The organism is Natronosalvus amylolyticus (assembly GCF_024298845.1).
Classification (GTDB): domain Archaea; phylum Halobacteriota; class Halobacteria; order Halobacteriales; family Natrialbaceae; genus Natronosalvus; species Natronosalvus amylolyticus.
Genome location: NZ_CP101156.1, coordinates 2,947,211 through 2,969,325 on the forward strand (window position 1 = coordinate 2,947,211; position 22,115 = coordinate 2,969,325).

A 22,115-nucleotide genomic window follows, 5' to 3' on the forward strand; every position below is an offset into this window, starting at 1 on the left:
TTCAATAGCTGGTATTGACATAATAATATTTGATCAGCAACACGGGGGAATCGACGTTCACTCGAGTGGCTTTTCCATCGTCACGAAATCGTACGATCGCTCGGGCCGTTCGTGGTATTCGATCGGTTCGTATCCTCGATCGCGGTACCACTCGAGCAAGAACGGATGCTCGTCGAACGTCGTCAACTGGATACAGGCGTAGCCGTGATTTCGCGCATAGCGCTCCATTCGACCGACCAGCGTCGAAGCGATTCCCTCGCCCTGTCTGTCGGGTCGTACCGCCAGCCGCTCGAGATACGGTTCCTCGCGTTCCTCGAGGAGCCGAACGGTCGCGATGGGTTCGTCTTCCTCGTCGAACGCCAGCAGGGTTCGTGCGTCGGCCTCGAGCCAGTCGCCGACGGTTTCGGCGTCGATTTCGGTCATACGAGAGGGAAACCCGAGGGCAGCTGCGCTCGCATAGGCCTGACGGTACAGCCTCGCTACACGGGCTGCATCAGCTGGCCGTGCGGGTCGAATCTGGAGGGATGACACGCTTTCTCTTTGGAAGACGGCAAAAAAGCTCCGTCGAAATCACCCGCAAGGGAAGCCACCATTACAGAACGACACCGACAGTGGATTCGTCGGGAGACGTGATCTCGGGGCCTGTTCCCCCGACCGAGCAAATTGATAGCGATTCCTGGGCGCTTTGGGACACTCGAGCGGTACCGTTTCCCCCTCGAAAATCGCAGTAGTTTCAGGAAACACTATGAATACCCTGGACTGCCTACGCTCAGGAAGCCGTGAAAGACTACCCCGCTATCCCGCACGCGACTGCGGCCCCGGATCGAATCTTCGAATCGGGGCATCTCTGGCTCCTCGAGAAGGTCGACGGGGAACCGTTTCGATTCCAGGTCCGTTCGTCAGGGCTGCTCCGGTTCGGGGATCGGAATCGCTGGTACGACGACCCGAATGCCGTCCCGCAACCGTACCAACACGCCGTCAGTCACGTTCGAGCGAACCTCGAGCGGTCGGCACTCCGGGACGCGGTCGACGACAGCGAATCGCTCGTTTTCTTCGGCGAGGCGATGCACCGACAGCGGATCGACTACGACTGGGATCGGATGCCGTCGTTTCTCGGCTTCGACGTCTGGAACGACGACACCGACCGGTTCTATCCGCCCGACACCGTCGAACAGATCTACGAGCGCCTTGGACTCTATCCCGTGAACGCCTTCGAACGGGAACGTCGCGCTCGCGATTTCGACCTGGAGTCGTACACCGTCCCGCAGTCTCACTGGTACGACGGTCCCGCCGAGGGGGTCATCGTTCGGGACAAACGTGGCACACGAGCCAAGATTCTCCATCCGACCAGTGACGACCTCGAGGACCCGGTCCAGGAGGTGGCCACTGCAGCACAGTTGGTCGAACGGTACGCAACCGACGAGCGAATCGCGGGGGTCGCCGCGACCCTCGAGGCTCGAGACGGGGCGGTGACCCTCGAGGCACTGCACGAACGAGTGCTCGAGGCGATCGGTCGCGAAGCGAACCACCAGCTGTACCGAGCCGACGGAGCAGTCGATATGGACGCGTTCCGATCAGCACTCTGGGACGCCCTCCGGCGGTGGATGGACGGGCAGTGACCGAGCCGGGCTCGAGGGAGTGCGTTCGTTTGTTGGGGGTGTCATTCGAAAACGGATTTTGTTCGTCGTTACTCGAGGGAAGGGATTTGAACAACGCGAAGACGGTCGCCTCGCGTTGCTCGGCGCTGCGACTTCTCTCGTTCAAACCCTCCATCTCATACTGGTCACTCACGAATTGTTCGTGACCAGTGCGAGGGAAGGGATTTGAACCCTCGGACTCCTACGAGAGCGGGTCTTAAGCCCACCGCCGTTGGCCTGCTTGGCTACCCTCGCGCAAAACTGCACTCGAGGGTAACCACCGGCGGGGGTTGTGCGTTTCGGTGTGACTCGAGGAGTTGATTCTTGCTTTGTCGCTCCCCGTGAACGAACGAAGTGAGTGAACGGCTCGAGGAACCCTCGAAGAGGGTGACGACGAGTTTTGCTGGAGCGTTTGCCAGCGAGTGAACGACGTGAACGAGCACAGCAAAAGGTCCCGGCGTTGTAAGCCCACCGCCGTTGGCCTGCTTGGCTACCCTCGCGCAAAACTGCACTCGAGGGTAACCACCGGCAGGGGTTGTGCGTTTCGGTGTGACTCGAGGGTAGCTATCGGGTGAAATAATATGACCGCGAGTAGCTATATGAACGGATGGAGGCTGGAACGGGTATCGTCGCGGGTTTGCTGACAGCGGCTGCATTCGGCTGTTTTTGGCTGGCGAGAGACGCGTTTCGTTCGGAGTCCTTCGTCCACACGAGCGACGACGCTGATGGGCGGGCAAACGGTATCGTCCTTGCCATCGTTGCCTTCGGATTACTCGCACTCGCTACGGCTATCGCCCTCGAGGCACCCGACCGTCACATCGCGATGGGTACGCTCGTGGCGACCGCAGTTCTCTGTGTCGGCCTGGGCTGGCTGGTCCGCTATCGTGACCGTCGCGACCTGTTGACGACCCCAGATGTCGACCGGAAAACGGCCCGCAGACTCGGGGCCGTTGCGATGGCCTGTGGTGTACTCGTCTTCGCACTCGTTCCCCTAGTGTGGCTCGAGGTCACCGCAAAAACGATTGCACTCTTTGCCATCGGAAGCAGCGTCGTCGTGTTGGTCGCCGTTGCGTTCGCCTATCGGTAGCTACCAGTCTACGCTCAACGTCCCATCGCCGTGTGGGTCCGGGGCGATCTCTTTGTCGGTCCGGCGGTCGACGACGTGGATACAGCCCTGGTCTTTTTTTGCCGGGCAGACCTCCGCAGCGCGGACGTTCTCCTCGAGGTCGTCCTCTCCGATGAAGTACGCGTTGACGCGAGCGAGGCCGGTCGAAATGTCCATCTCCCAGTTGCCGCTGACTTCGGCGCACTTGCCCGCCCCGAAGCACTTGTTGGCCTCGAAGATGATCTTGTAGGGCTTTTCCTCGATCGGTGGCCCGTCACTCGAGCCGACATCGCTCGGGCGGTCGATTCGGTCGCTCATGACCGACTCTCGGTGGCCGACCCTCTTTCGCGTTACGGTCGGTCACTCGAGCCGAAGTCGCCTGGTTTTCACGCCCGGACAACGAGCGCCGAAAACCACCTACACTTACGATGGATCGTTGAGAATCCGTCTGCTATGACGCCGATCACCTTTCTCTTCCTCTTTTGCGGGGTGATGAGCGTGATCGCCGTCGTACGTGTTTTCAAGGCCAAATTCCTCACGACGGATTCGGAACTCGATGGTGAACGGATCGGTGCCGCGTTGGTCTCCGTCGGTGTCACGCTCGTGGCGGCGTTCTGGATGGCACTCGAGGACGGGTTGGGCTCCTGGTCGTTGCGAGTCGTGGTTCTGGGGGGTGGTATCGCGCTGGTGCTCTCCGGATTTGTGGTGTTCGTGGTGATGGATGGGCGGTAAGTGGGATGTGATCGGGCCGCATATGATCGGCTTGGTTCACCCGATGAAGGGGCCGCCTGCGGGCGAAAATTGCCGGAGAGACGCAAATGAGCACTCTTTTAGCCCTGACCCATCCACCTACGAACGATCATGAACTACGAACAAGTCGAGGTTCCCGAAGACGGAGAGAAGATTACGCTCGCCGACGAGGAATCCGGCGAACTCGAGGTACCGTCGAACCCGATTATCCCGATCATCCACGGTGACGGAATCGGGACCGACGTCGGTCCAGCCGCCCAGAAAGTGCTCGACGCCGCTGCAGAAGCGACCGGCCGCTCCATCGCCTGGATGCGCGTCTACGCCGGTTCCAGCGCTCGAGAGAAATACGACGAGAACCTGCCCGATGACACGGTCAACGCCATCCGCGAACACCGCGTCGCGATCAAAGGCCCGCTGACGACGCCCGTCGGCGCCGGCTTCCGCTCGCTCAACGTCGCACTGCGCCAGACGCTCGACATGTACGCGAACGTCCGACCGACCTACCACATCGACGGTGTTCCCTCGCCCGTCAAGAACCCGGAAGCAATGGACATGATTACGTTCCGGGAGAACACCGAGGACGTCTACGCCGGCGTCGAGTGGGAAGCCGGCACCGACGAAGTCGAGCAGGTTCGAACCTTCCTCGAGGAGGATATGGACGTTGCAGACGTCATCCACGACGGACCGGTCGGCATCGGCGTGAAGCCGATTTCCGAGTTCGGCTCGAAGCGTCTCATCCGCGAAGCCATCGACTACGCTATCGCCAACGACCGCGACTCCGTAACGCTGGTCCACAAGGGTAACATCATGAAGTTCACGGAGGGTGCCTTCCGTGACTGGGGCTACGAACTCGCCGAGGAGGAGTACGGCGACGACGTCATCACCGAGGACGAACTCTGGGAGGAGTACGACGGCGAACAGCCCGAGGGCACGGTCGTCGTGCAAGACCGTATCGCCGACAACATGCTCCAGCAGCTGTTGACCCGAACGGACGAGTACTCCGTCATCGCGACGATGAACCTCAACGGCGACTACATGTCCGACGCGGCTGGCGCACAGATCGGTGGCCTGGGCATCGCCCCCGGTGCCAACTTCGGCCACGGCCGCTGTCTCGCCGAGCCCGTTCACGGCTCCGCACCGAAATACGCCGGCGAGGACAAGGTCAACCCGACCGCGATGATCCTCTCGGGTCGCGAGATGCTCGACTACCTCGGCTGGAACGACGCCGCCGACCTCGTTCGCGACGCCGTCGAGGAGACAATCTCCTCCGGGACGGTCACTTACGACCTGCATCGACAGATCGAAGGCGGCACCAAGGTCGCCACCAGCGAGTTCGCTGACGCCGTCGTCGAGAACATCGAAAAGCTCTCATAGAGAGCTTTTCGAGCAGTCAGGTTCCAACGGAACCTGACGATATCGAGAAACTCGCGTAACCTCGTTTCTCGAACAAGCGGACCTCCGTTTCATCTCTATTCTGTTTTTATCCCCTCGAGGGACGGCCCTGTCCTCTCTCGAGGCGTTCTCCCCGACCTCGAGGGGGTTTTCCAATATACGATCCTTCTTCCCGACCTCGAGGCGCTTCCCCACCATCGAGAGACCATAGCCGCCTCCAAGGACCTCCTTACTCGGTCTCGAGGCGCCCGAGCGAATCGCCGCGGCGAAACTCGTCGTTTTCGCCGACGCTAATAGCCGCGAGCGTGCCCGTCGCGGGTGCGGGCACGTCGATGCTGACCTTCTCGATCTGGATTTCACAGAGGGTGTCCCCTTCGGTGACCGACGCGCCCTCGCGGACGAACCAGGTCGCGACGACGCCTTCGTCGACTTCCTGGGCGTCGTCGGGCCAGAACACCTCGGAGTCGATCTCGGCCGTTGTCATTGGGTGATCGAGCGAACGGCAGCCGCGATGTCGTCCGTATTCGGCTGAAACTCGTTTTCGAGCGGCCGCGAGTAGGGGATCGGCGTATCGGGTGCCGTCACCCGGTCGACGGCCTCGAGGTCCTCGAGTGCGCCTTCGGTCGCCCGGGCGATGAGTTCGCCGCTGACGCCGTAGGAGTGGTAGTCTTCGTCGACGACGACCAGTCGGCCGGTCTTGCGGACCGACTCGAGGACGGTTTCGGTATCGAGGGGGACGAGCGTTCGCAGGTCGATCACCTCGGCGTCGATGCCGTCCGTCGCGAGGCCTTCTGCGGCCTCGAGTGCGCGGTGGACGTGTAGGCCAAGGGTGACGACGGTAGCGTCCTCGCCCTCGCGTTTGACGTCGGCCTCGCCGAAGGGAATCTCGTAGCGCTCCTCGGGGACGCCGGTTTTCGGGCCCTCGGGGGCGGGCATCCAGGCCAGTCCCATCAGCCGTTTGTGGAACATGTAGACGACCGGGTCATCGTCACGGATGGCGGTGTGCATTAGCCCCTTCGCGTCGTACGCGGTCGAAGGAACGACGACTTTCATGCCAGGGAGATGCGCGAAGGTACCGTACAGGGTCTGTGAGTGCTGGGCGGCGTCGTTGTAGGTGCCGCCGACGGCCGTCATCACCGTCATCGGAACGGACACCGAACCGCCGGACATGTACGTGGTCTTCGCCATGTTGTTGTAGAGCTGGTCCATGCAAACGCCGAAGAAATCGGCGAACATCAGCTCACAGATCGGGCGCATACCCTGCATCGCCGCGCCGACACCGGCACCCATGAAGGCCGTCTCCGATATCGGCACGTCCATGATGCGGTCGTGCCCGAACTCCTCGAGCAGGCCCTGGGTCGAATCGAAGATACCGCCGTAGTCGGCGACGTCTTCGCCCATGACAAACACCTCCTCGTCCTCGCGCATTTCGTGGGCTATCGCCTCCACCATCGCACGACTCATCGTCAGTTCGCGGTCGATCTCACTCGCACTGGGTGTTTCTGCTTGTGCCATCACTCCTCACCTCCGTCGGTCGCGGTAACTTCCCGACTCGGCCGATCCGGCCAGCTGTCGGGACTGTTCGTAAAGACGTCCTCGTAGGTTGCCTCGGGCTCGGGCTCGGGCTGGTCTTTCGCCCACTCGATGGCCTCGTCGACGCGTTCGTGGGCTCCCTCTCGAATCCCCTCGAGGTCACTCTCCTCGAACCCGTGCTCGCGAAGCCGGGTCTCCATGCGGGTGATGCAGTCCCGTCGCTGTGCGCGCTCGACGTCTGCCTCGGGTCGGTAGGATTCGGGGTCGCCCATGAAGTGGCCCATTCGCCGGTGGACCTGTACCTCGAGGACGCTCGGACCGTTTCCGTCGCGGGCGCGGCCGATGGCGTCGTCGGCAGCCTCGTAGACCGTTACGGCGTCGTCGGCGTCGACGCGCTCGCCATGCATGTCGAAGCCCCACGCGCGTCGTGAGCCGTCTTCGACGTCAGTCACCCGTTCTTTGGGCATGCTGATCGCCCAATCGTTGTCCTCGATGACGAACACGACGGGGAGTTCCTGAACGGCCGCGAGGTTCAGCGACTCGAGGAAGGCACCCTGACTGATCGCGCCTTCACCGAGGAAGGCGACGGCCACGTCGTCGGTGTTGCGTTTTTTCGCCGTGAGTGCGGCACCGACGGCAGGTGGACAGCCCTGGGCGATGATACCGCTACAGGCGAAGTTGACCTCGGGATCGTACAGGTGCATGTGGCCACCTTTCCCCTTCGAGAGGCCGGTCTCGCGACCGAATATCTCGGCGGTCATCCGCTCGAGGTCGACGCCTTTGGAGATGGCGACGTGGTGGGGACGATGCGGTGCCGTCACCGTATCCGAGTCTCGAAGGTGCGCACAGACGCCGGCCCCCGACGCTTCGTGGCCTGCCGCGAGGTGTAATTCGCCCGGGATCGGCCCGGCCGAGATATCGAACGCGGGCTGTTTCCCCTCGAGGTACTCCTCCTGGAGGCGTTCCTCGTAGTACCGGGCGGTGACCATCTCTTTGTACATCTGCTGGAGTGTGTTGTGTCCGACCATGGAACAGAGGCCTCCACCACGAGCAAGCGCTTAAACGTATTCGGGTGTATCAGGTTCCCAGACACTCACTAACGGCGGTATTCGATCTGGAAAATGATAACGGCGTCGGGCATCGATGTGACTACTCGATAGAGCCGCCTGACTTGAGCTCCGAGAGTTCGCCGACCCGCTCCCGCCGGATCAGATCGCGGACGAACAGCCGACACTGGCGGGCGAGTTCAGCGCGGTCATCGTAGGCGTAGATTCGCACGTCCCAGCGATCTCTGACGGCGCCGATCATCGCGCTGCGGACGCCGGACTCGTGGACGAACATGACGCGTTCGCGGTGTCCGTCCGGGTCTTCGCCCGTATACAGTGTCTCGAGTACCGAACCGACTTCGATGCCGACGCCGAGGTTGTCCCCCATCGCGGGAACGACGTAGATCACGGCGTTACTCGCCCGGGCGAACGCAATGGACTGGGCGGCCGCGTCCAGTTCCTCGAGGGGGACGTCGACGTCGATCGCGAGGAAGGCGTTGACCCCCGCCTCGGTTCGGAGGTGATCGCGCACCTCGAGTATGAGGTCCAGAGCGGCTTCCTCGCGCTCGAGTTCACGAGGACGCTCGGTACTTTGACTCGCCGTGGTGAGCGCCCCGAAATCGACCGACTCCGGCACGTTGCCGGGATCGAGCGTCTCGAGGGCGCGCTCGAGGTCGAACGCTTTGTACGGTCCCATAAGGTAGACGAGGAATCGTGAGCGGGGGAGGTCGCCCAGTTCGTCGATGATCCGGTCGCGCATGGTGGCCGTGTTCGCGGGTGCTATATAAATATGGCTGATATCAGCGGCTACTGACTCAGCGAACGCTTATACACATCGGGGGCGATATATGTAATATGGCTCACTCCAGGCGAGCGAACGACCGGGTTCATGACGACCTCCTCCCCGAGTCGAGCGTCCTCTCGCTCGAGGAGTATCTCGACATGCAACGGGCGATCGGGAACGAGATGCGGTTTCGGATCCTGAACCGCCTCGTCGAGGACGGCCCACACAGCGCGAGCGAACTTCGCGATGCCCTCGAGATTCGGTCGAACACGCTGCACTACCATCTCGACGAACTCGTGGACGTCGGGCTGGTCGAAAACCGGAAACGGAAGGAACCCGACTCGAGCGGCCTCTACTCCTACTATCAGGCGTCCTCACTCGGCGAAGGGATTCTGGACGAAGGGATTCGCCAACTGATGGCTCGCGAGTGGGATGCCCTCGAGCGGTACCAGTAGTCAAGTATCGGTCGCTGCCCGTCGGTTCACTCTTGCCAGCTCGGATTCTCCCGTGGCGGACTGAAGATATCGACACCGCGAACCGTGTCCTTCCCCCGGTTTTCGGCCGCGTGGGGCTGGTCGCCCGGAATCGCGTAGGCGTCGCCCGGCGTACAAACGATCTCTTCGCCGTCGGTCATGAAGACCAACTCGCCCTCGTAGATGAATCCCGTCTGCTCGTGGGGATGACTGTGTTCTTCGACGACCGCACCGGGCTCGATTTCGAAGTGCTGGACGTTCATCGAATCCGTCCCGGCCATCAGCGCCAGACGCACGCCGTCGGCTGCCTCTGCGGTCTCGAGCGACTCGAGTGGGGTGTGTTCCATACGCTCGAGTGGGAGGGCCACCACCGTAACGGTTTGTGCGTCGGCAGTTCCCTCGTCCCTGGTTTTGCCGCTTTCACTTCCACCCTGCTTTCCGAACGTTCAACAGCGGTCGCCACGCACTCGAGGGTATGTACGCGGTCGTCGGCTGTAGTTCGTGTTCGCACCTCTGGCTGATCGAAGGCCGGTCCAAGACGACTCAGTGTCCTCGCTGTGGCTCGCGAAAGCCCTACGAGAAACGAAAGAAGTTCCTCGAGACCGAAGACGCCGACCACGCCCGCGAGGTTCGAGCGTCGATGCTCGCCAACCGACAGGGTGAGGGCGAAACCTTCGCTCGCGTCGACTCGTTTGCCGACCTCGAGTGGGTCGAAGACGGCGTCGTGAGCGAGGAGGAGTACCTCGAGGCGTCCGGACTCGACCCCGACGAAGTCGAGGCGGCAGGTGACCGCGACCCACGCCAGCCGACTCGAACGGGGAGCAAGAAGTCTATCGTCGAGGCGGCACTGGAAGATCTCGAGTCACCGACGGAAGCCGACGTGATCGCCTACGCGAACGACCGGGGCGTCGACGCCGGCTATACGAAAAAAGCACTCGAGAAACTGGTCCGGAGCGGGCAGGCGAGTGAGAGCCGCGGCGTCTACCGGTTGTTGTGACAGTCGGTGTACCGGCTTGTTCGTTTCCGGACTCGAGGCCCACTAAACCGGAACTCGAGGCCGGGTCAGGCTGTTCTCGCGGGATCGCCACCCCTATTATCGCTCGAGAGCGAGTGACGGTATGGCAGAACTGGTCGACGTGCAGGGAACGGTAATCGGTGTCGGGCTCCTCGCGGCCGTCGCCCTGCTCGCGGTGGGTACCTTCCTCAGTGAGACCGTTCTCGGCGTCGACACCCTCACGCTCGCCTTCTGGGTGCTCGCCGGCACCTTCGCGGTCATTTCGGTGTTACACGCCTGGGTTGGCCAGTACAACTTCGCCTGGGCCCACGGCGGGGCGGCATTCGGCTGGGGCCTGGTCCTCGTCGGCACGACCGGATTCCAGGTGTTTCTCGGGGTCGTCCTGCTGGTACTTTCGGGAGCCTACATCGCGCTCTTGAGCCGGCGAGTGACTCGCGGCGGACCGTCCGAGTAGTGGTTGCTCGTGCGTTGAACGCTGATTACGACCAGTGTCCGGAGTGATCTCGAGATATGACTAATACTATTGATTAGACACCGATATAATAGTAAAATACTACCGAACGCTATGATAACACTACTAATTGAACCAGTCTACTTTCGCGGCGCTTTCGATCACATTCCAACGAGCGCTGCTTATCGCCCCGTTCCGGCGGGCGCTGCCTAGCGACCCAGGTCTTCGTGCGCACTCGCGAGGTGCCTCGAGGCCAGCGCGGCCAACAGGGACAGTTCGCCAGCCAGCGCCCCGACGGCGATGACTTCGGCGAGCGCGTCAGCGTTCGAACCCGCAGGGTCGCCACCGCCTCGCAGGCCGAGCACGTCGAGGGCTTCGGACTGAGTGGGGAGTTTCGTCCCACCGCCGACGGTCCCGACCTCGAGGCTGGCCAGCGAGACGCTGGCGTAGAGGTCGCTCGAGCCCTCCTCGTTCGGTCGCGCGTCCATTGTCGTGATAGTGTTCGCGCCTTCGACGACCTGTGCTTCGTCCTGTCCGGTAGCGAGGAACGCCGCGCCGACGACGTTCGCCGCGTGGGCGTTGAATCCGAGACTGCCGGCTTTCGCGCTGCCGATGAGGTTCTTGCGCGTGTTGGCTTCGGCGATGGCGTCCGCGGTGGTGTGGAGTCGCTCCTCGACGAGGTCGCCGGGTATCAGGACGTCAGCGGTTACCGACCGGCCGCGGCCTTCGACGGCGTTGATGGCGGCGGGTTTCTTATCAGAACAGAGGTTCCCCGAGAGGGCAACGAGCGAGGCGGGTGTTTCCGCTTCGACGACGTTACAGGCCTCGCCCGTGGCGATGGTGGCCATGTTCATGCCCATCGCGTCTTTGGTGTCGTAGGCGAAGCGGAGGAAGACGGAGTCACCGACGACGTAAGGTTCGACGTCGAGCAACTGGCCGTGGCTGGTCGTCGACTCTGCAGCGTCGCGCAGGGTCTCGAGGTTCTCGCCCACCCACTCCACCGTCTGGGCGGCTTCGACGACGCCGTCCACGCGGAAGACCGGGGCGCGGGTCATCCCGTTTTTGGTAACTCTGGCTGCTGCGCCGCCGGCCGATTCGATCACCGAGAGCCCACGGTTGACGGAGGCCAGCAGGGCCCCTTCGGTCGTCGCCAGCGGGAGGTGATAGTCGCCTTCTGCGGCTCCGCCGTCGATCGTCACCGGGCCGACGACGCCCATCGGAATCTGGGCCGCGCCGATCATGTTCTCGATGGCGGAGTCGGCGGCTTCGGCGTCGAACGCGTAAGCACCCACGGTCTCGAGGTCGGCGTCGGTTTCGTCCTCGAGCAACAACCTCCGGGCCGTTGCTGCCGTGTCGTGATCGGCCTGGGCCTCGAGTTCGTGCAATCGAAGGTCGCCGCTGCGAACCCGGTCGGCGAGCGCCTCGGGATCAGTGTCGGTCATGGATAGGACGTGTCGGGCATGGCTCTTAACAGGTGCTGATCGGACTCGGGGCCTCGTCACCGTCCACCGAGTATCCGCGACCACCCGCTATCCCAACCGTTTTTGCCTCTCCCTGCGCGAGGTCGCACAATGACCGACGCTGCCGACACGATACTCGTCAACGCTCGAGTGTACTCGCTCGAGGCTGTTGGGGACGCCGAGGATGCTGATGCAGGTGTGGCCGCCGAACCGGAGCCTGCTGAAGCGCTGGCGATTCGAAACGGGAAGATCGTTCGGGTCGACCGCGAGTACGAGGTCCGATTCCTCGAGGGCGTCGAAACCGACGTCATCGACTGTGACGGGCGGGTCGTGCTCCCCGGTTTCGTCGACGCCCACACGCACATGGAGAACCTGGGCCAGTATCTGGTGCACGCGGACCTCTCGAGCGTCGACTCCCTCGAGGCCGCTGTCGGTGCGCTCGAGGCCCAGGCGGATACCGATCGCGAGTGGATTCTGGGCTTTGGCTACGACGAAAGCGAGTGGGCCGAGAACCGTTATCTGCGGGCGAGCGACCTCGATAGCGTCAGTGCGGACCGACCCGTCGTCGCCATGCGCGTCGACATGCACAACGCCTCGCTCAACAGCGTCGCCCTCGAGCGATTACGCGAGCAGATGCCGAGTGGGGACGTCGAAACCGACGCGAACGGCGAGCCGACGGGCGTCGTCGTCGAGGAAGCTACCGAAGCGGTCTGGGACGCTCTCGAGGCCGATTACGCGGACACTCGCGACCTCGTGACGGCGGCGATCGACTACGCCAACGCCCTCGGTGTCACCTGCGTCCACGACAAGGTCAGAGAGTCACACGCACCGCGGGTCTACCGCGACCTCGAGGCAGCCGGCGAGTTGACCTGTCGGGTCCGACTCGATTACTGGAGCGACCATCTCGAGAGTCTTCTGGATGCGGGATTGGTCACCAATGGCGGCAGCGAGTTCGTGCAGGTGGGCGCCGTCAAATCGTTCACAGACGGGACTATCGGTAGCCGAACGGCCAAACTGTTCGAGCCCTACGAAGACCTCCCGGCCGACCACGAGGGTGACGGTCGCGGCCAGTGGGTCGTCGATCCCGACGAACTCACCGACATTGCGAGCCGAGCGACCGAAGATGGGGACTATCAGCTCACCGTCCACGCCATCGGCGACGAGGCCGCCGAGGAGACGATTTCGACCTTCGAAGCGACGCCGAACGTCGACGAGGCGCGACACCGCGTCGAGCACGCCGAAATGGCGAGCGACGACCACCTCGAGCGGATGGCCGAATCCGGTATCGTCGCGTCGGTCCAGCCGAACTTCCTGCAGTGGGCCGAGGATGGTGGGCTGTACGACCAGCGACTGGGCGAGCAGCGGCGACGGGAAGTGGACCGGTTCCGGTCGATGCTCGAGGCCGGCGTCCCGCTCGCCTTTGGCTCGGACTGTATGCCACTCGACCCGCTGCTCGGCGTCCACTACGCGGTCAACGCTCCCGCAGAGGCTCAGCGACTGTCGGTCACCGAGGCGCTCCGGGCGTACACGGTCGGGGCCGCCTACGCGGGCTTCGACGAGGACCGACTGGGGACCCTCGAGGCCGGCAAGGCAGCGGATATCGTCGTACTCGATGCGTCGCCGTGGGACCAACCGGACGCCATCGACGAAATTGACGTCGCCCTGACGCTGGTCGACGGCCAGGTCGTCTACGAAGATCGGTAGCATCGAGCGGTATAGTGGCTTCCCAAACCTGCAGCTGTGGTTGAAATCATGTGGTGCGGTTCGATTTCACTCACCGGTCGACGTTTCACTGGCTACTATTGGGACGAAGGTGTCGGCCAGGAAACGGTTTTAGGGCTCCCCGTTCATCGTTCCCGTATGTCATCCGAAAGCGAAGGGTTCGTCGAAGCCGTCCCGCTCGAGCGACTCGAGGCGGAAGGGCGGGAACTCGTCTCGAGAGGTGGTGTGGCGATCGCGCTCTTTTATCACGAAGGCGAGGTACGCGCGGTCGACAACCGCTGCCCGCACATGGGGTTTCCGCTCGCGGAAGGGAGCGTCGAAGACGGTATCCTCACCTGCCACTGGCACCACGCTCGGTTCGAACTCTCCTGTGGCGACACGTTCGATCCCTGGGCCGACGACGTGCAGACGTATCCAGTCGAGGTCCGTGACGGAACCGTCTACGTCGACCCGAACCCACCGCTCGAGCGCGACCCGGCCGACCACTGGGCTGACCGACTCGAGACGGGCCTCGAGGAGAACCTCCGACTCGTGATCGGCAAATCGACGATCGGGCTCCTCGACGCGGGCGTCGACTATCGAGAACCCATGGCGACGACGCTCGAGTTCGCCACTCGCTATCGGGAGATGGGCTGGTCCTCGGGGGCGACGATTCTCGGCTGTATGGCGAACGTCGTGGACGATCTCGAGCCAGACGACCGCAAACGGGCGCTGTACACCGGTGTCCGCCACGTTGCGAACGACTGTGCGGGCGAAGCGCCGAACTTCGATCAGCCCTCGTTCTCGACGACTGACGTCCCGTTCGAGCGCCTCAAGAACTGGTTTCGCGACTGCGTCGAGGTACGAGACGCCGACGGGGCCGAACGCTGTCTCCGGACTGCAATCGCTGCCGGCTACGACGAGGCGGCCGTCGCCGAACTCCTCTTTGCCGCGGCGACGGACCACCCGTACCTCTCGACGGGACACGTCCTCGATTTCGCCAACACGGCCTTCGAGTGCCTCGAGCACGTCGGCTGGGAATCCGGGACGACCGCTGGTGACGGAACGCTCGCTGCTGACGTACTGGCCTCGCTGGTCGACCCGCTCGTGACTGCTTCCCGGAGCGACGAGCGCTCCTCGTGGCGACAGCCAATTGACCTCGTCGCCCTGCTCGAGGACGTCTACGGCGGCGACGTGACCGAGACGAGCGGCCTCGAGGCGCTGGCGGCCACCGGTGAAGGGGCGCTCGAGGCTGACCGAGCATGGGAACCACCTGCCGGCTTTCAGGAGACGCTGCTGGGAGACGACCCCGAGGCCATCGTCACCGCACTCGCAGATGCCATCGAGTCGGGGGCGAGCACGGAAGCGCTGGCGGCCGTTGTCACCCGGGCCGCCGCAACGCGAGTTGCCCAGTTCGGGGTCGCAAACGAGTTTTCGGACTGGAACACGGTCCACCACACGTTCACGTACGCCAACGCGGTCCACCAGAGCACCCGCCGTACGGACGCCATCGAACTGTACCGCGCGGTGTTCGACGTCGCGATCAACGTCTACCTGGACCGCTTTCTCAACACGCCACCGGCACCGATTCCGGAACCCGGAGCGAACGAGGGCGAAGCCCCCGAGACGATCCTGGAGGAGCTGCTCGAGACCTTCGACCGTGAGGGTGGCGTCAACGAGGCTGGCCGCCTCGTCGGCGCGTTCTTCGACGCCGGTGGCGACCCGGCTGCCCTGAAACGCACCCTCGGCCACGCTCTCTTGCGTGAGGATGCTGGCTTTCACACCCTGCAGAACCTCGAGGCTGCGTTCCGGCAGTTCGACCTGCTCGAGGACGGTGCGAGCGGCCCACCGGTAGACGAGCACACCCGTCGCGTGCCGATGATCGCGACGGCGCGATACCTCGCGGCCCACTTCCCCACGAGGCGTGAGGCCGAGCAGACGTTTCAGATCGCCTCGCGACTCAATCGCGGCGAATCGATTCACGAAGGATGAAAAACGATTGCTTGAGCGAATACCGTTCGTCGGATTAGGGGTTACTCGTCGTACAAGACGCACTTTGCCTGCTGATTCGAGGTTACCTGGTGCATCCGTATGGGTGGTTGCTCACAGGGGGTCGAAAACTCGGTCTCGAGTGTGGATTTAGCGGCCTCACGGTCACCCTCGGTCGCTTCAGTGAGCGCCGATGCAAGGACGCGTTCAGCGTTCGGATCGCTGAGCGGCGTCGGAATGTCGTACGAGGCTCGAATCGCTTCGGGCGTTTCGGTGCCCTCGCTCGGAAGCGTCACATCGTCCTCGAGGAGGTCCCGCCTGAAGTTGGCCACTGCTCGCCAGTGGCCCTGGTCGAACTGGTATCCACTGGGCTGGACGAGTTTTGGGCACCGGGGGTTGAATCGACAACCGCTGGGCACGTCGACGGCGTCTGGCACTTCGCCGACGAGTTCGATTCGCTCTCGGTTTTCGTCTGGATCGATACGGGGGACCGAGGACACGAGAGCTTGTGTGTAGGGATGGGTTGGATTGTCGATAATCTCGTTTGCCGGTCCGACCTCCACGAGTTCGCCCAGATACATGATACCGATCCGGTCGCACATGTGTTTGAGCAAGGAGAGGTCGTGACTGATATAGACGGCAGTCAGTCCCAACTCGCGTTGCAGCCGTTTGAACAGGTCGAGAATACTCGCACGAATCGACACGTCGAGCATACTTGCCGGTTCGTCGGCCAACAGGAACGACGGCTCGAGCGCGAGGGCTCTCGCGATGCTGACGCGCTGGCGCTCCCCGCCGGAGAGTTCACTCGGATACTCGTGTGCGTACGCTTTGGCGGGTTTGAGCCCTGCCTGTTCGATGACCTCGTACACCCGCTCTTCGCGTTCTTTTTTCGAGCCGATATCGTGGACGTCGAGCGGTTCTTTCACCCACTTGAATACGGTAAAACGGGGGTTGATCGATTGGTAGGGGTCCTGGTGAATGATCTGTGCTTCACGACGAAACGCGTTCATCTCACGGGTGCTGGCGTCGGTAATCTCTTTCCCGTCGAAGAATATTTTCCCGTCAGTTGGTTCGAGCAGTCGTATTGCTGACTTACCGAGCGTGGTCTTCCCACACCCGGATTCGCCGGCCAAACCGAACGCTTCACCGTCTTTGATGCCGAGTGAAACGCCGTCGACGGCTTTGACGACGTCGTTGCTCTCTCCTCTGAGAATCCGAGAGACGATTCCAGTACTCAACGGGAAGTGTTTTTCGAGGTTTCGAACCTCGAGTTTGTACGAGCCGTCCGTTTCGGGTTCTTCGAGTAGTTCTCGACTTTCAGTCATCGGTTGGCACCTCCGATGGGGCGAACTCGCCGGGCTTTCCGATCTCCTGTTCGAGCCACGTCTCTTTCTTGCTGGCTTCTCTCTGCAGGTGCTCGATCTCATCGGCGCGGTGACATTCGACCAGGTGACCGTCTTCGTACTCTTCGGGTTCGGGGGTCACGTTCCAGCAGTCGTCCTCGGCGAACGGACATCGCGGCGCGAACCGGCAGCCTTCATCGGGGTCGACCAGGTCCGGCGGCGTGCCGGGGATCGATATCAGGTCCTGGTCGTCGTCGCTAATATCCGGAAATGCGTTTCGTAGCCCCAACGTATAGGGATGACGCGGATTCTTGATGATCGTCGCCGCGTCAGCGACTTCGACGATCCGGCCGCCGTAAACGACGGCGATCCGGTCACACGTCTCAGAGACCACCGACATATCGTGGGTAATCATGATCATCGCGCTATTGATCTCGCGTTGTTTCTCCTTGATCGTCTCGAGGATGCGATCCTGAATCACCACGTCGAGCGCGGTCGTCGGTTCGTCTGCCAGAATCATTTTCGGCTCCAGGGCGAGTGCCAACGCGATCATCGCTCGCTGGGCCATTCCACCGGAGAACTGGTGCGGGTAGTCGTCGACCCGGTCGGCTTCGATGCCGAGGTCGTCGAACAGCAGTCTGGCCCGCTCTCGTGCCTCCTTTTTCGAGGTACCGTCTTCGTGGTACCGAATCACCTCGACGATCTGCTCGCCGACAGTGTAGACGGGATCGAATCCGTTCATCGCATTTTGCGGGATCATCGATATCTGCGACCAGCGAATCTGCTTTCGCAGTTCTCTGTCCGACAGCTCTGTAATCTCGGTTCCGTCGAAGTTTATCGAGCCGTCGATGATCTCGGCGTTTTTCGGAAACAGTCGAATAATCGACTTTGCGAGCGTCGTTTTCCCGCTTCCGCTTTCGCCGACAAGCCCGACAGTTTCGCCCCGTTCGACTGACAGGGAAATGTCGTCTGTTGCGCGAACCCAGCCGTCACCGGCCCGGTAGTACGTCTTTAGATTGGATATCTCGAGTAGACTCATTCTTGATGCCTCAGTTCAGGGTTGACTACTTTCTCGAGGGTTCGGCCGATGAAAAACACCGACATCACGAACAACATGATGGCGATGCCCGGTGGGAAGACCCACCACCACGCTTCGCGGACGGCGTTTGCGGTCCGTACCTCGAAGATCATCTTGCCCCACGACAGCATGTTCGGGTCACCGAAGCCGAGGAAAGCGAGACTCGCCTCGGCGATGACCGAGTAGGCGACGGCGAACGCCGCATACAGGAACGCCAGTGGCAGGACGTTCGGGAGGATGTGGCGGTACATGATCCGCAGGTTGCTGGCCCCGATCGCCTGGGCACTCTCGACGTACGGTCGTTGCTTGTGACTCAACACCTGTGATCGGATCACACGCGCCGTCGAGCGCCAGAGGATCAACACGATCGCTGCGATGATGTTGACGATGCTGCTGCCCAGAATCGCGACGAGGACGATCGCGAACGGCAAGAACGGCAGGCCGTACACGATGTCTGTAATACGCATGAGGATGTCGTCAACGATACCGCCAAAGTACGCGCTGATGAGACCGATGTTCGTACCGATGAACACCGCCATGAACGCCGCTAGACTGCCGACGACGAGCGTCACGCGAGTACCAACTATAAGCTGTGAGAGGACGTCGCGACCGAGGTCGGTCGTCCCGAGTGGGTGGGCCGTCGACGGCGACTCGAGTCGCCCGCCAATGCCTCGTTCGGTCGGATCGTGCGGTGCGAGCCCCGGAATCGTTATATTGAGGAAGTCGATGGTGATCGGTCGGGCGAAGATGCCGACGAATACGAACACGACCAGGATGGCCAGACCAATCTGTCCGAGTCGGTCACCCTCGAATACGCCGAGTTTGTCCCGAACGTAGTCGACGCTCCTTCCCACTTTACCCATCGCGTTGTTCTTGGAAGATGTCGTTCCAGTGCTCATTCGTACTCCACCCTCGGATCGAGGTAGACGTAGGCCAAGTCGGCGACGAAGTTCATAATGATCACGACCGAACCCATGAGGAAGAACGCGGCCATCGCGACCGGATAATCGTTGTTGTTCACCGCGCGTACCATCTCACGGCCCATGCCGGGCCAGTTGAAGACCGTCTCGATGACGACGGAGCCACCCATCGCGGCACCGGTGGCAATCGCTGCGACCGTCACCACCGGCAAGATCGAGTTCCTGGCCGCGTGTTTGTACAGGACGGTTCGCTCGGGCAGTCCCTCCGCTTTCTTTATCTCGATGAAGTCCTCGTTGAGGACGTCGAGCATCGTACTCCGCATCAGGAGCGTCGGGGTGGCCAGATAGACGATTGCGCCGGTGAGGGCGGGCAAGAACAGATGACGGAGGAAATCGAGCGAGCCGTATCGGGCGATGAATCCACCGCCGAGTTCGCCACCGGTGGTTCGCATCCCGCTCGAGGGGAACCAACCGAGCCAGTAGACGAACACCGACAGGAGGACGATACCAACCCAGAACTCGGGGGAGGATCGAGCCACGAGCGCGACCACGATGCCGCCGCGTTCGAACTTCGAATCTCGCCACCAACCCATGAGCGCCCCGAAAGTAATACCGATGACGTAGGCGAAAAACAGTGCCGTGGCCATCAGCACGATGGTGTTCATAAAGCGGACGACGATGATGTCCATGACGGGGTCTCGGTAGATGAACGACTGGCCGAAGTCCCCGGTCAGTAGCTGTCTGGCGTATTCGACGTACTGCACGTGCAGTGGCTGATCGAGACCGAGTTCTGCAATCCGTTGTTCACGCTGCTCAGGTGTCATTCCGTCGAGGATAAACATCGACGTCGGATCACCGGGCATCATGCGAAACAGAACGAACAGGATTGTAAAGAACGCCCAGAACGTGACTATCAACTGTAAGATTCGTCTGACGACGTACTCTCTCAGTCCCATACGTCACCCCGACTCGAGCGGGTCGACAGCGCCGTTAACATGTGATGAAAAACGTACATAAAAGGTTCGTCTGTGCGATTACTGGTCTGCGCCGTAGTGGAGCATCCCGTCGTCGTCCCAGCCGTATCCGCCCTCTGCGAGTTCTGCTCGTGCAGCGTCGAGGTCTTCGTCGAACTGCTCGACATCGGGATTGTGCCAGAACTCGACGGCCTCCGAAATCGTCGAGTGGGTCACCGTTCCCATGCCGTCACGGACGAGTTCGACCCAGTCCTCCTTGGGTACACCGTAAGACAGTGCGCGACGAACGTGAACGTCGTCCAGATGGTTGCGACGCATATTGTACGCAATCTTCGCGTAACCAACGGCGGCGAACTCTTCTATGTCGAGGTTGTCGTCCTCCTGTACACGGTCGATAGCTGCCGGCTGTGGAACTGCACCGAGCATATCCAGTTGACCAGCCTCGAGGTCGCCGACGAGCTGTGAGACGTCGGCTCCCGGGATACGGATGAACGTGTCGGCGTTCGGTGTCTCAAAGTGGTCGTCGAACGCTCGAAGTTGGAGTTCAGACTGGCGCTCCCAGTCCTGGAACTGGAACGGGCCGCTGCCGACCCAGTTCTCGTCCTCGAAGTCCGCAAGGTCGTCTGGTTCGACGTCACCCCAGATGTGTTCGGGGAAGATGTAGACCTGACCCAGGACGTTCGCCGTGAACGGTGCGAACGGCTCTTCGAGGTGGAACGTGATCTCGTTGCCGGAGGTATCGATCTCCGAAATGTTCTCCACGAGCGAGCTGTAGGTCGGCGAGTCGGCGTACATCTCGTACGTGAACTCGACGTCGTCGATTGTGAGGTCCTCGCCGTCGTGGAAGGTCATGTCGTCGCGAATCTCGACGGTGTAGGTCATCCCGTCGTCTTCGATAACGGGTTCGTCCGCGGCGACCCAGGGTGTCGGCATCCCGTCCGGACCGATCCGATACAACTGGTCGTAAATGAGTCGAACGAACTGTCGATCCGGCGTCGCCAGATCCTGCATCGGGTTCAGCGAGATGATCTCGGAGGGGTACCCAAAACGAACCGTGTCGTCGTCGATCGGCGTGACTGAGATCATGTTCCAGAACGAGTTGAACCCCTCTCCGAGCGTCGCATCGACATTTTCGACCCGCGAACTCGCGTACGGGTGGAAACCGCCTTCGTTCGCGATGTAGGTACGCGGCTGATCGCGAGCAAGAATTTCCTGGGCTTCGTACACCGTCGCCTGGCGTTCGTCTTCGTCCGTCTGTGTGACCTGCAACTCCGCAAGTTCGTCGTACTCGGGGTTTTCGTATCCTGGTGTGTTACGTCCACCCTCTCCCGTCGTCGAGGAGTGATGCATGTCGAAAATGAACGTGTGCGGGTCGATACGCTCTGGCGTTCCACCCCATCCGAGGAGCGAAGCGTCGAAGTCCTGTTGGACGACCGCTTGGTCGACGTGGGCACCGAACTCGAGTTCATCGAGGTTGACCTCGAAGCCGATCTCTTCCCAGTTCTCTGCAACCATCGAGGCGAGTTCGTTACGGAACGCGTTTACGCCCGCGGTCGGGACCAGGAAGTGAATCTCTGGTACCTGTTGTCCGAGTTCGTCGGCACCGTCGACGTCACCGTTTCCGCTATCATCGTCGCCGCCGCCGAGGCATCCAGCGAGGCCAGTCGTGACGCCTGCAACACCAGCTGCACCTGCACCCTTTAGCACCGTTCTCCGCGATGTGTTATTCTTTCCCATTGCTATACCCGACTCTCTCAAGTATAGTATATAAATGAATCGGTCATTTGGTGGAAATGCAAACCAATCCCCAGAAAACTCGGGAATTTGGTTGACTATCGAGTTATGTATCCAACATTTGGTTGTCTATGATGTATTCCCACTCACACCTATTGCGGATAACAAAAGATTTCTATAAGGGATTGGCAACTACTCAATGTGGAGTGTCACGTCTACTACGAGGGTGACGACGACCCGAAAAAGTGTACGGCGCGTCGCCTCGAGAAGTTCGACCGGGCGATCCTCCATCGCTCGATGGGCGGCGTCCCCTACGGCGTCGTGCTCAACCCCCACGCCGAGCAGGCGCTGTCGCCGGCCGACAAAACCGACGCTCTCGATACGCTCGTCGCCCTCGATTGCTCCTGGGAATCCGCCGAGGAGGCTGCTTTTTCGATGAACGGGATCCACCGTGCCCTGCCGTTTCTCGTCGCGGCCAACCCCGTCAACTACGGTCGCCCGTTCCAGCTGACGACCGCGGAGGCGCTGGCGGCTGCGCTCTGCATTTTCGACGAACGCGAATCCGCGAGCGACCTGCTCGAGCCGTTTCGCTGGGGCGAGACTTTCTTGACGCTCAACGAGGAGCCGTTGCGTCGATACGCCGCGTGTACGGACTCGAGCGAGGTCGTCGCGGTACAGGACGACTATCTGGCCGAGGAGTGACGCCGAAGTATCTGGCCGAGGAGTGACG

The 22,115-nt window shown here is 61.8% G+C and carries 23 protein-coding genes and 1 tRNA gene; 10 read left to right on the forward strand and 14 right to left on the reverse strand.

Features of this window, described 5'->3' with window-relative positions:
• Positions 1-57: 57 nt before the first annotated feature.
• Positions 58-531 (reverse strand): GNAT family N-acetyltransferase, encoded by a 474-nt coding sequence (locus NLK60_RS13780; protein ID WP_343233720.1) that lies wholly within the window; start codon positions 529-531, stop codon positions 58-60.
• Positions 532-779: 248 nt separating this feature from the next.
• Here NLK60_RS13780 and NLK60_RS13785 point away from each other — a divergent pair, with 248 nt between their 5' ends.
• Entirely contained in the window at positions 780-1,619 is an 840-nt protein-coding gene (locus NLK60_RS13785; protein WP_254808350.1) for an RNA ligase family protein, read from the forward strand.
• Positions 1,620-1,808: 189 nt separating this feature from the next.
• Here NLK60_RS13785 and NLK60_RS13790 read toward each other — a convergent pair.
• Positions 1,809-1,892: transfer RNA gene (locus tag NLK60_RS13790), tRNA-Leu, on the reverse strand.
• Between the two features lie 352 nt (positions 1,893-2,244).
• On the opposite strand from NLK60_RS13790, the gene NLK60_RS13795 reads away from it, so the two are divergent.
• Positions 2,245-2,724 (forward strand): hypothetical protein, encoded by a 480-nt coding sequence (locus NLK60_RS13795; protein ID WP_254808351.1) that lies wholly within the window; start codon positions 2,245-2,247, stop codon positions 2,722-2,724.
• Here NLK60_RS13795 and NLK60_RS13800 read toward each other — a convergent pair whose 3' ends face one another.
• Positions 2,725-3,060: a ferredoxin gene (locus tag NLK60_RS13800; protein ID WP_254808352.1), complete on the reverse strand. Its 336-nt coding sequence runs from the start codon at positions 3,058-3,060 to the stop codon at positions 2,725-2,727.
• Between the two features lie 135 nt (positions 3,061-3,195).
• On the opposite strand from NLK60_RS13800, the gene NLK60_RS13805 reads away from it, so the two are divergent.
• Positions 3,196-3,474, forward strand: a complete 279-nt coding sequence (locus NLK60_RS13805; protein ID WP_254808353.1) for a hypothetical protein — start codon at positions 3,196-3,198, stop codon at positions 3,472-3,474.
• A 129-nt stretch (positions 3,475-3,603) separates the two neighbouring features.
• Complete coding sequence (icd, locus tag NLK60_RS13810) at positions 3,604-4,866, forward strand: isocitrate dehydrogenase (NADP(+)) (RefSeq protein ID WP_254808354.1); 1,263 nt, start codon at positions 3,604-3,606, stop codon at positions 4,864-4,866.
• Between the two features lie 247 nt (positions 4,867-5,113).
• On the opposite strand, the gene NLK60_RS13815 is transcribed toward icd, so the two are convergent.
• The 4 genes from NLK60_RS13815 to NLK60_RS13830 form a co-directional block, all read right to left on the reverse strand.
• Entirely contained in the window at positions 5,114-5,368 is a 255-nt protein-coding gene (locus tag NLK60_RS13815; RefSeq protein WP_254808355.1) for a lipoyl domain-containing protein, read from the reverse strand.
• Entirely contained in the window at positions 5,365-6,399 is a 1,035-nt protein-coding gene (locus NLK60_RS13820) for an alpha-ketoacid dehydrogenase subunit beta (RefSeq protein ID WP_254808356.1), read from the reverse strand. The genes NLK60_RS13815 and NLK60_RS13820 overlap by 4 nt, the downstream gene beginning before the upstream one ends.
• The gene (locus NLK60_RS13825; RefSeq protein ID WP_254810492.1) at positions 6,399-7,418 is read right to left on the reverse strand and encodes a thiamine pyrophosphate-dependent dehydrogenase E1 component subunit alpha; all 1,020 of its coding nucleotides are present in this window, start codon (positions 7,416-7,418) and stop codon (positions 6,399-6,401) included. The genes NLK60_RS13820 and NLK60_RS13825 overlap by 1 nt, the downstream gene beginning before the upstream one ends.
• Before the next feature lie 148 nt (positions 7,419-7,566).
• Positions 7,567-8,223, reverse strand: a complete 657-nt coding sequence (locus NLK60_RS13830; protein ID WP_254808357.1) for a DUF7509 family protein — start codon at positions 8,221-8,223, stop codon at positions 7,567-7,569.
• A 95-nt stretch (positions 8,224-8,318) separates the two neighbouring features.
• Here NLK60_RS13830 and NLK60_RS13835 point away from each other — a divergent pair, with 95 nt between their 5' ends.
• The gene (locus tag NLK60_RS13835) at positions 8,319-8,702 is read left to right on the forward strand and encodes an ArsR/SmtB family transcription factor (protein ID WP_254808358.1); all 384 of its coding nucleotides are present in this window, start codon (positions 8,319-8,321) and stop codon (positions 8,700-8,702) included.
• Between the two features lie 26 nt (positions 8,703-8,728).
• On the opposite strand, the gene NLK60_RS13840 is transcribed toward NLK60_RS13835, so the two are convergent.
• Positions 8,729-9,067, reverse strand: coding sequence for a cupin domain-containing protein (locus tag NLK60_RS13840; protein ID WP_254808359.1), 339 nt, complete (start codon positions 9,065-9,067; stop codon positions 8,729-8,731).
• Positions 9,068-9,195: 128 nt separating this feature from the next.
• On the opposite strand from NLK60_RS13840, the gene NLK60_RS13845 reads away from it, so the two are divergent.
• Together NLK60_RS13845 and NLK60_RS13850 are read left to right on the forward strand one after the other, a co-directional pair.
• Positions 9,196-9,717, forward strand: coding sequence for a DUF5817 domain-containing protein (locus NLK60_RS13845; RefSeq protein WP_254808360.1), 522 nt, complete (start codon positions 9,196-9,198; stop codon positions 9,715-9,717).
• A gap of 121 nt (positions 9,718-9,838) precedes the next feature.
• Positions 9,839-10,189, forward strand: coding sequence for a hypothetical protein (locus NLK60_RS13850; protein ID WP_254808361.1), 351 nt, complete (start codon positions 9,839-9,841; stop codon positions 10,187-10,189).
• Between the two features lie 206 nt (positions 10,190-10,395).
• On the opposite strand, the gene hmgA is transcribed toward NLK60_RS13850, so the two are convergent.
• Positions 10,396-11,628, reverse strand: a complete 1,233-nt coding sequence (hmgA, locus tag NLK60_RS13855; protein ID WP_254808362.1) for a hydroxymethylglutaryl-CoA reductase (NADPH) — start codon at positions 11,626-11,628, stop codon at positions 10,396-10,398.
• 129 nt (positions 11,629-11,757) lie between these two features.
• Between hmgA and NLK60_RS13860 the strand changes: the two genes are divergently transcribed.
• Together NLK60_RS13860 and NLK60_RS13865 are read left to right on the forward strand one after the other, a co-directional pair.
• Positions 11,758-13,350, forward strand: coding sequence for an amidohydrolase (locus tag NLK60_RS13860; RefSeq protein WP_254808363.1), 1,593 nt, complete (start codon positions 11,758-11,760; stop codon positions 13,348-13,350).
• 156 nt (positions 13,351-13,506) lie between these two features.
• Positions 13,507-15,339 carry a Rieske (2Fe-2S) protein gene (locus NLK60_RS13865; RefSeq protein ID WP_254808364.1) on the forward strand — a complete coding sequence of 611 codons (1,833 nt, stop codon included), beginning with the start codon at positions 13,507-13,509 and terminating at the stop codon, positions 15,337-15,339.
• A 41-nt stretch (positions 15,340-15,380) separates the two neighbouring features.
• On the opposite strand, the gene NLK60_RS13870 is transcribed toward NLK60_RS13865, so the two are convergent.
• The 5 genes from NLK60_RS13870 to NLK60_RS13890 form a co-directional block, all read right to left on the reverse strand.
• Positions 15,381-16,661, reverse strand: a complete 1,281-nt coding sequence (locus NLK60_RS13870; protein WP_254808365.1) for an ABC transporter ATP-binding protein — start codon at positions 16,659-16,661, stop codon at positions 15,381-15,383.
• Positions 16,654-17,718 carry an ABC transporter ATP-binding protein gene (locus NLK60_RS13875; protein ID WP_254808366.1) on the reverse strand — a complete coding sequence of 355 codons (1,065 nt, stop codon included), beginning with the start codon at positions 17,716-17,718 and terminating at the stop codon, positions 16,654-16,656. The genes NLK60_RS13870 and NLK60_RS13875 overlap by 8 nt, the downstream gene beginning before the upstream one ends.
• The gene (locus NLK60_RS13880) at positions 17,715-18,620 is read right to left on the reverse strand and encodes an ABC transporter permease (RefSeq protein ID WP_311136945.1); all 906 of its coding nucleotides are present in this window, start codon (positions 18,618-18,620) and stop codon (positions 17,715-17,717) included. The genes NLK60_RS13875 and NLK60_RS13880 overlap by 4 nt, the downstream gene beginning before the upstream one ends.
• 32 nt (positions 18,621-18,652) lie before the next feature.
• Positions 18,653-19,633, reverse strand: a complete 981-nt coding sequence (locus tag NLK60_RS13885) for an ABC transporter permease (protein WP_254808368.1) — start codon at positions 19,631-19,633, stop codon at positions 18,653-18,655.
• Positions 19,634-19,711: 78 nt separating this feature from the next.
• Positions 19,712-21,388, reverse strand: a complete 1,677-nt coding sequence (locus NLK60_RS13890; protein ID WP_254808369.1) for an ABC transporter substrate-binding protein — start codon at positions 21,386-21,388, stop codon at positions 19,712-19,714.
• A gap of 198 nt (positions 21,389-21,586) precedes the next feature.
• On the opposite strand from NLK60_RS13890, the gene NLK60_RS13895 reads away from it, so the two are divergent.
• Positions 21,587-22,087, forward strand: coding sequence for a DUF367 family protein (locus NLK60_RS13895; RefSeq protein ID WP_254808370.1), 501 nt, complete (start codon positions 21,587-21,589; stop codon positions 22,085-22,087).
• The last annotated feature ends 28 nt before the right edge of the window (positions 22,088-22,115 follow it).